This window comes from Pseudomonas sp. AGC41, from assembly GCF_057334555.1.
Window position 1 is genome coordinate 22,259 of record NZ_JBHFJB010000067.1, and the last position, 6,589, is coordinate 28,847.

6 protein-coding genes are annotated in these 6,589 nt (G+C 64.4%); all 6 read right to left on the reverse strand.

The genetic code is table 11. The features are described 5' to 3' along the window. The coding region (locus ACE04F_RS12715; RefSeq protein WP_486107143.1) for a 5-oxoprolinase/urea amidolyase family protein at positions 1-2,334 on the reverse strand (2,334 nt) is incomplete at its 3' end. 287 nt (positions 2,335-2,621) lie between these two features. Further along, positions 2,622-3,263 carry an urea amidolyase associated protein UAAP2 gene (locus ACE04F_RS12720; protein WP_486107145.1) on the reverse strand — a complete coding sequence of 214 codons (642 nt, stop codon included), beginning with the start codon at positions 3,261-3,263 and terminating at the stop codon, positions 2,622-2,624. Between the two features lie 11 nt (positions 3,264-3,274). Then, positions 3,275-4,000, reverse strand: a complete 726-nt coding sequence (locus tag ACE04F_RS12725) for an urea amidolyase associated protein UAAP1 (RefSeq protein ID WP_486107147.1) — start codon at positions 3,998-4,000, stop codon at positions 3,275-3,277. A 14-nt stretch (positions 4,001-4,014) separates the two neighbouring features. Beyond that, complete coding sequence (locus tag ACE04F_RS12730; RefSeq protein ID WP_486107149.1) at positions 4,015-4,803, reverse strand: ABC transporter ATP-binding protein; 789 nt, start codon at positions 4,801-4,803, stop codon at positions 4,015-4,017. Next, on the reverse strand, positions 4,800-5,615 hold the full coding sequence (locus tag ACE04F_RS12735) for an ABC transporter permease (RefSeq protein ID WP_486107151.1): 816 nt from the start codon (positions 5,613-5,615) through the stop codon (positions 4,800-4,802). The genes ACE04F_RS12730 and ACE04F_RS12735 overlap by 4 nt, the downstream gene beginning before the upstream one ends. Before the next feature lie 15 nt (positions 5,616-5,630). After that, the coding region (locus tag ACE04F_RS12740; protein WP_486107153.1) for a putative urea ABC transporter substrate-binding protein at positions 5,631-6,589 on the reverse strand (959 nt) is incomplete at its 5' end.

Genomic DNA, 6,589 nt, shown 5'->3' on the forward strand with positions numbered 1-6,589 from the left:
GTCTGATCTGGCCCCTTCGCGAGCAGGCTCGCTCCCACATGGGTCCCATTTCAATGCAAGGGAGCGGGCGGTCTTCAGGTCCACCGGCACAAACCGCACCTTGTCCCCCGCCTTGAGCTGCCCCAATTGCCACAGGTCCGCCTCGATCACCGTCACCGGGCAGACGAAGCCCCCCAGGCTCGGGCCGTCGGGGCCGAGGATGACCGGCATGTCGCCGGTGAAGTCCACCGCGCCGATGGCGTACGGGTTGTCATGGATATTGGACGGGTGCAGGCCTGCTTCGCCGCCGTCGGCGCGGACCCATTCGGGTTTCGGCCCGATCAGGCGCACGCCGGTTCGGCTGGAGTTGAAATGCACTTCCCATGAGGTGTCGAAGAACGTCTGGATGTAGCGCTCGGTGAAATATTCCGGCGCGCCATGGGGACCGTAGATCACACGGATCTGCCGCACGGCTGGCAACACCAGGGGCGGCTCTTCGATCGACGGCATCACGACGTGCTCATCCAACGCAGCCAGGTGCAGCACGTCGCCGGTGCACAGTGCTCGCCCGCCGTGGCCGCCGAACTGGCCGAGGGTGAAGGTGCTTTTGCTACCGAGGTAATCCGGTACCTGCAAGCCGCCTTGCACACACAGATAACTCCGCGCCCCGGCGCCAGTAATCGTGCCGATGGCGAGGGTGGACCCTGCACCGATCGACAGCGGGGTGTCCATCGGCACCGTTTCGCCGTCCAGCGCCAGGGCGATTTCTGCGCCGGTCACCGCCACTCGCGCAGCGCAGTTGAAGCGCAGCAGCGGCCCGCTCATGGTGACTTCCAAGGCCGCCGCACCTTGCTCGTTGCCCAGCAGGCGATTGCCCAGGCGCAACGAACGGCTGTCCATCGGCCCCGACGGCGGCACGCCCACCGCCCAATAACCGAGGCGACCGGGGTAATCCTGGACGCTGGTCTGAGTGCCGGGGCTGAGCACCTCGACGGTGTTGGCGCGGTAGGCCAGGGTCTCCAGGCAGCGGGTCCAGGGCTGGCCATTGGCGAAGGGCGCGTCGAGCAGAATTTGTTGCAGGTAGACACGGTTGGTTTCCACGCCGTAGAGCAGGCTTTCGTCCAGCGCTTGATGCAGGCCCAGGCGTGCCTGCTCGCGGGTCGGCGCCCAGCGAATGACCTTGGCGATCATCGGGTCGAAGTAGGGCGGGATCTGGCAACCGGCCTCGACCCAGGTGTCGATGCGCAGCCCTTTTCCGTCGGCCCGGGGAAATTCCACGGCGGTGAGCAGGCCTGGGCTTGGCTGGAAATCCCGGCCCGGATCCTCGGCATACACGCGCGCCTGGATCGCGTGGCCGCAGGCTTTCAGGCCCAGGACCAGCTCGCTCAAGGGTGGCAGTTCACCGGCGGCCAGTTGCACCATCCAGCGCACCAGGTCGACGCCCCACACCTGCTCGGTAACGCCGTGCTCCACTTGCAGGCGAGTGTTCACTTCCAAAAAGTAGAAGCGCCCGGCGTCACTGTCATAGACGAACTCCACGGTGCCGGCGCTGCGGTAGTTCACGGCCTGGGCCAGTTTGATCGCTGCTGCGCAGAGTTCCTCGGCCATGCCTTCTGGCAGGTTGGGCGCGGGGGTTTCTTCGATGACTTTCTGGTTGCGCCGCTGCACCGAGCAGTCGCGCACGCCCAGAGCGATCACCTGGCCCTGGCCGTCGCCGAACACCTGAACCTCGAGATGCCGCGCCCGCTCGATGTACTTCTCGATGAACACGCCGGCGTCGCTGAAATTGTTCTGCCCGAGGCGCTTGACCGCTTCGAAGGACTCGCTCAATTCAGCGCCGCTGCGGCATACGCGCATGCCGATGCCGCCGCCGCCCGCCGTGCTTTTCAGCATCACCGGGTAGCCGACCTGCGCGCCGGCCAGTAGCGCGGCATCCAGGCTGTCGAGCAGCTCCGTGCCTTCGAGCAGGGGCACGCCGTTCTGGCGAGCCAGGGCGCGTGCGGTGTGCTTGAGGCCGAACACGCGCAACTGCTCCGGTGTCGGGCCGATGAAGGCGATGTTGGCGGCCTCGCAGGCTTCGGCGAAAGCGGCGTTTTCCGAGAGAAAACCGTAGCCGGGATGGATCGCGGTCGCGCCGCTGTCCTGGGCGATCGTCAGGAGCTTGTCCACCGCCAGGTAGGTGCCCGCCGCCGCGCCTTCGCCCAGGCAGTGGGCTTCGTCGGCCTGGAGGATGTGCAGGCTGGCTTCGTCGGCCTGGGAGTACACCGCGACGCCTTTGACGTCCAGCTCGCGCAAGGTCCGCAGGATGCGGCAGGCGATGGCGCCACGGTTGGCAATCAGGATTTTTTCGAACATGGCATTTACCCCTCAGGCCGCAATGTCAGCCTGAATCGGGATGCGGGCCGTCCCGCAGTTTTCGATGGCCGACGGGGTCGTCCCCGTGGGCGAATACCTTCGAACACCACACAACCTCTGTGGGAGCGAGCCTGCTCGCGAAAACGGTACATCAGTCGCATGAAGGCTGACTGATCCGACGCCTTCGCGAGCAGGCTCGCTCCCACAGGGGGCAGGGCGCTATTTGATGCATTGCCCTGACCGGCTCTGGCACAGCGCAAACAGCCAGCGGCGCAGGCGCACGAATTTCAGTTCCATATCAGCAGCTCCGCAGGGGTGGGGTTGTAGGCGTTGCACGGGTTGTTCAGTTGCGGGCAGTTGGAAATCAACACGATCACATCGATCTCGGCCCGCAGGTCGACGTATTTGCCCGGCGCCGAGATCCCGTCTTCGAAAGTCAGGCCGCCGTCGGCGGTCACCGGCACGTTCATGAAGAAATTGATGTTCGGTCCGATGTCACCCTTGCCCAGTCGACCGTCGTGGGCGCAGGCCCGCAGGTAGTTGTCGCGGCAGCTGTGCATGTAGCGTTTTTCCAGGGCGTAGCGCACGGTGTTGCTTTCCTGGGCGCAGGCGCCGCCGAGGGTGTCGTGACGCCCGCAGGTGTCCGCGACGATGGTCAGCATCGGGCGGCCGAGGTTGGAATACAGCACGCTGCCGGTGCCCAGGTAGACGCTGTTCTGCCGGCGCAGTGTGCGTTGCACGTCGTAGCGTTCCTTGGGGTTGGCCAGGCTGTAGAACAACGTATCGACCGCCTGGTTGCCTTCCAGGTCGAGGATGCGCAGGGTCTGGCCGGCCTTGACCTCGGTCAGCCAGGGTTCGCCGGCGGGAATCGTGGCGCGGTAGACGGCGGTCTCGGGGTGCTTGTGTGCAGTGGCGATGGCGAGTGACATGGCGACGATCCTCAGGCGAACAGGCGGTCGGTGTTGATGAAGCCGCGCTGGTTTTCCGGGCGCGATTGGCGGCAGTGTTCGGCGACGCTGGGGTTGGCGTTCATCCAGCTGAGTTTGAGCGGCTGCGGCGCGTATAGCGGGTTCGGGTCCATCGGGTGTTGCAGCGCGGTCAGCACCACCAGCGTGTCCATCGGTGCGTACAGCTCGATGTAGTCGCCGGCCTTGGAGTTGCCCTCCACAAAGTGGAAATGGCCGGCCTCGTCGACATCGACCCGGCTGAACAGGTTGAGGGTCATCAGCAGGTCGGACAGACCCAACCCCCATTTGCCCAGCTCCACCAGCAGGTTGTCGGTGCCGTTGCGGAAGAAGCCGTTGCGCAATTCCTGGTAACGGCCCTGACCATACTTTTCAGTGACTTCCTCGGCGCAGAGCACGCCGCCAAAACTATCGCTCCAGCCACAGGTGTCCGTAGTGATTGCCGCCAATACCCGACCCATGTCCGAATACAGGCAATGACCGGCGGTGAGCTTGGCGGTGTGTTGGCATTTCAGACTGTCCGGCAGGTTCAGGCGCTCGGTTTTTTCGTTGGCATTGAGCAAGGTAAGGCTCACGTTGGCACCGCCACGCACATCGGTCAGGCGCAGCAGCTGGCCGCGCTTGAGGACGAACGAGCGATGGCCGCCACCGGGCAGCAATTCTTCGGCGAAGGGGGGAAACAGCTGGGTCGAATCGGTCATGGGAATTTCTCCTTTCAGGCGATACGCAACGTGCCGGCCAGTTCGGCGGGCAGGGCGTCGACGGCGGCACGGGCGGTGCGGCGGTCGCTGTTCAGTGGGATGTCGTAGGTGATGCGTGCGCCATAGGCGCCGGGGGCATGGGGATCGAGGCGAACTTTGTCGAACACCAGCAGGCGGGTGCCAAGGCTGAAGCCTTCGGACAGGTCATGGGTCACCATGAACACCGTCAGCCGGGTTTCCCGCCAGAGCTCCAGCAGCAGGGCATGCATGTCTTTGCGGATGCCGGGGTCAAGGGCGCCGAAGGGTTCGTCCAATAGCAGTACCCGAGGCTTCATGATCAGCGCCTGAGCAATCGCCAGCCGTTGCTGCATGCCGCCAGAGAGCTGCGCGGGGTATTTGTCCAGTGCGTGGCCGAGGCCGACTTTGTCCAGCAGTTGCGCGGCGTTTTCGCGGGCCTGGCGTTTGGCGCCGCCGAACAGACGCCCCAGCAGCGGCGAGCGCGGCAATTCCAGGCCGAGGGCGACGTTGTCCAGTACCGTCAGGTGCGGGAATACCGAGTAACGCTGGAACACCACTCCACGGCTGGCATCCGGCTCGCCCGCCAAAGGCTCGCCGTCCAGCAGGATCTGACCGCGACTGGCGCGTTCCTGGCCCAGCAGCAGTCGCAGGAACGTCGACTTGCCGCAACCCGAGGCACCCACCAGGGTGCAGAACTCACCCTCGGCAACGCTCAGGTTCAAGCGCTCGAGCACCACTTGATCGGCATACTGCTGCCAGACGTTGTTCACGGTAATGAAGCTCATGCCTTCGCCCACTCGTACCAGGGAAATGCTCGGCGGGTCAGGCGCTTGAGGCCCCAATCCATCAGCCAGGCGAGCAGGGTGATCCACACCACGTAGGGCAGGATCACATCCATCGCCAGGTAACGACGCACGAGGAAAATCCGATAGCCCAGGCCATCGGTGGAAGCGATGGCTTCGGCAGCGATCAGGAACAGCCAGGCCGAACCCAGCATCAGCCGCAGGGAAATCAACAGGCGCGGCAGCAATTGCGGCAGCACCACCCGCAACATCAGGGTCCAGGTCGAGGCCCCCAGCGTCTGGGCCTTGATCAACAGCTCAGGCGGAATTTCCCGGGCGCGCTGCTCCAGGTCGCGGGCCAGGCACGGGGTGATGCCGATGACGATCAGCATCACTTTGGACAATTCCCCCAGGCCGAAGACGATGAACAGGATCGGCAGGATCGCCAGTGGCGGCACCATCGATACCACGGTGAGCAGCGGCGACAACGGCGCACCGAACAGCGGCAGCGTGCCGGCGGCGATGCCCAGGCACAGCCCGGCCAGGGCGCTGATGCCCAGGCCGATCGCCAACCGGCGCAGACTCGACGCGGTGTCCTGCCAGAGCAGGTAATCGCCGCTGCGAGCGTCGGCGGTAAAGGCCAGGCGTTTGACCGCATCGGCCATCTGCACAGCGCTGGGCAGCAGCTTGTCGTTGGGGTTGTCCATCAGCCGTTCCGCCGAGCCCGTGAAGTAGGCAAACAGCACCAGCGCAAATGGCAGGATTACCAGCAACAAGCGGCTGGGGCGATCCGGGTAGCGGTTGATCAGGCGCATGCCAGTCCTCCGGTCCTACAACTTGGCGTCGGCGGCCAGTTGCACGTAGGTGGGGTCGAAGCGCAGCTTGAGGTTGGTTTTGTCGCCCAGGGTCACGCCATTGGTGAACGCCATGCCCACCGCGTCGGCATCCTTGGCGCCTTCACCCAGCAGACCGTGGCGGAACGAGAACTCGGCGACCTTGCGCAGGGTGGCGGGCAGTTGTTCGCTGGTGGCGAAGGCGAGGGCTTCCTTGGGGGTGGCGAACAGCTTGGTAGTGTTTAGTTGCGCCTGGAAACCTTGGAGGTCAGTGCCCGACGCCTTGGCCATGTGCTCCAGTGCGGCATTGGCGGCTGCGTTCCTGGCGTTCATCAGCGCCACCACTTCGAACCAGGCGCCGGTCAGTGCCTTGCCCAGGGCCGGGTTGTCTTTGAGCGTCTGAGTGTTGACCACCATCATGTCCATGATTTCGCCGGGAATCTGGCTGGAGTTGAATACTTCGCTGACACCCGGCTGGGCCTTGATGTCCGAGAGCATCGGGTTCCAGGTGGTGACGGCCTTGACCTGGTCGGTGTTGAAGGCGGCAGAAATATCGGCGTCGGAGGTGTTGACGACTTTCAGGTCTTTCTCGGCGAGGCCGACCGAATCCAGGGCCCGAGCCAAGAGGTAGTGGGACACCGACAATTCCACCAGATTGACGTCCATGCCCTTGAGGTCGGCGACTTTCTTGCCCTCGCCCTTGAGCACGATACCGTCGTTGCCGTTGGAGAAATCACTGACGATCAGTGCGGTGCTGTCCACGCCGCCGGCGGCGGGAATGGTCAGGGCATCCATGTTGGTCATGGTGCAGCCATCGAACTGACCGGCGGTGTACTGGTTGATGGATTCGACGTAATCGTTGAGCTGCACGACATCGATGGTGATGCCGTACTTCTTCGCCCACTTGTCGACGATGCCTTGGCTGCCGGCGTATTCCCAGGGCATCCAGCCGGCAT

Excerpts from the sequence above, each read along its gene's own strand:
- ACE04F_RS12720 (WP_486107145.1), bottom strand. The coding sequence starts at position 3,263 with ATGTCACTCGCCATCGCCACTGCACACAAGCACCCCGAGACCGCCGTC.
- ACE04F_RS12725 (WP_486107147.1), bottom strand. The coding sequence starts at position 4,000 with ATGACCGATTCGACCCAGCTGTTTCCCCCCTTCGCCGAAGAATTGCTG.
- ACE04F_RS12730 (WP_486107149.1), bottom strand. The coding sequence starts at position 4,803 with ATGAGCTTCATTACCGTGAACAACGTCTGGCAGCAGTATGCCGATCAA.
- ACE04F_RS12735 (WP_486107151.1), bottom strand. The coding sequence starts at position 5,615 with ATGCGCCTGATCAACCGCTACCCGGATCGCCCCAGCCGCTTGTTGCTG.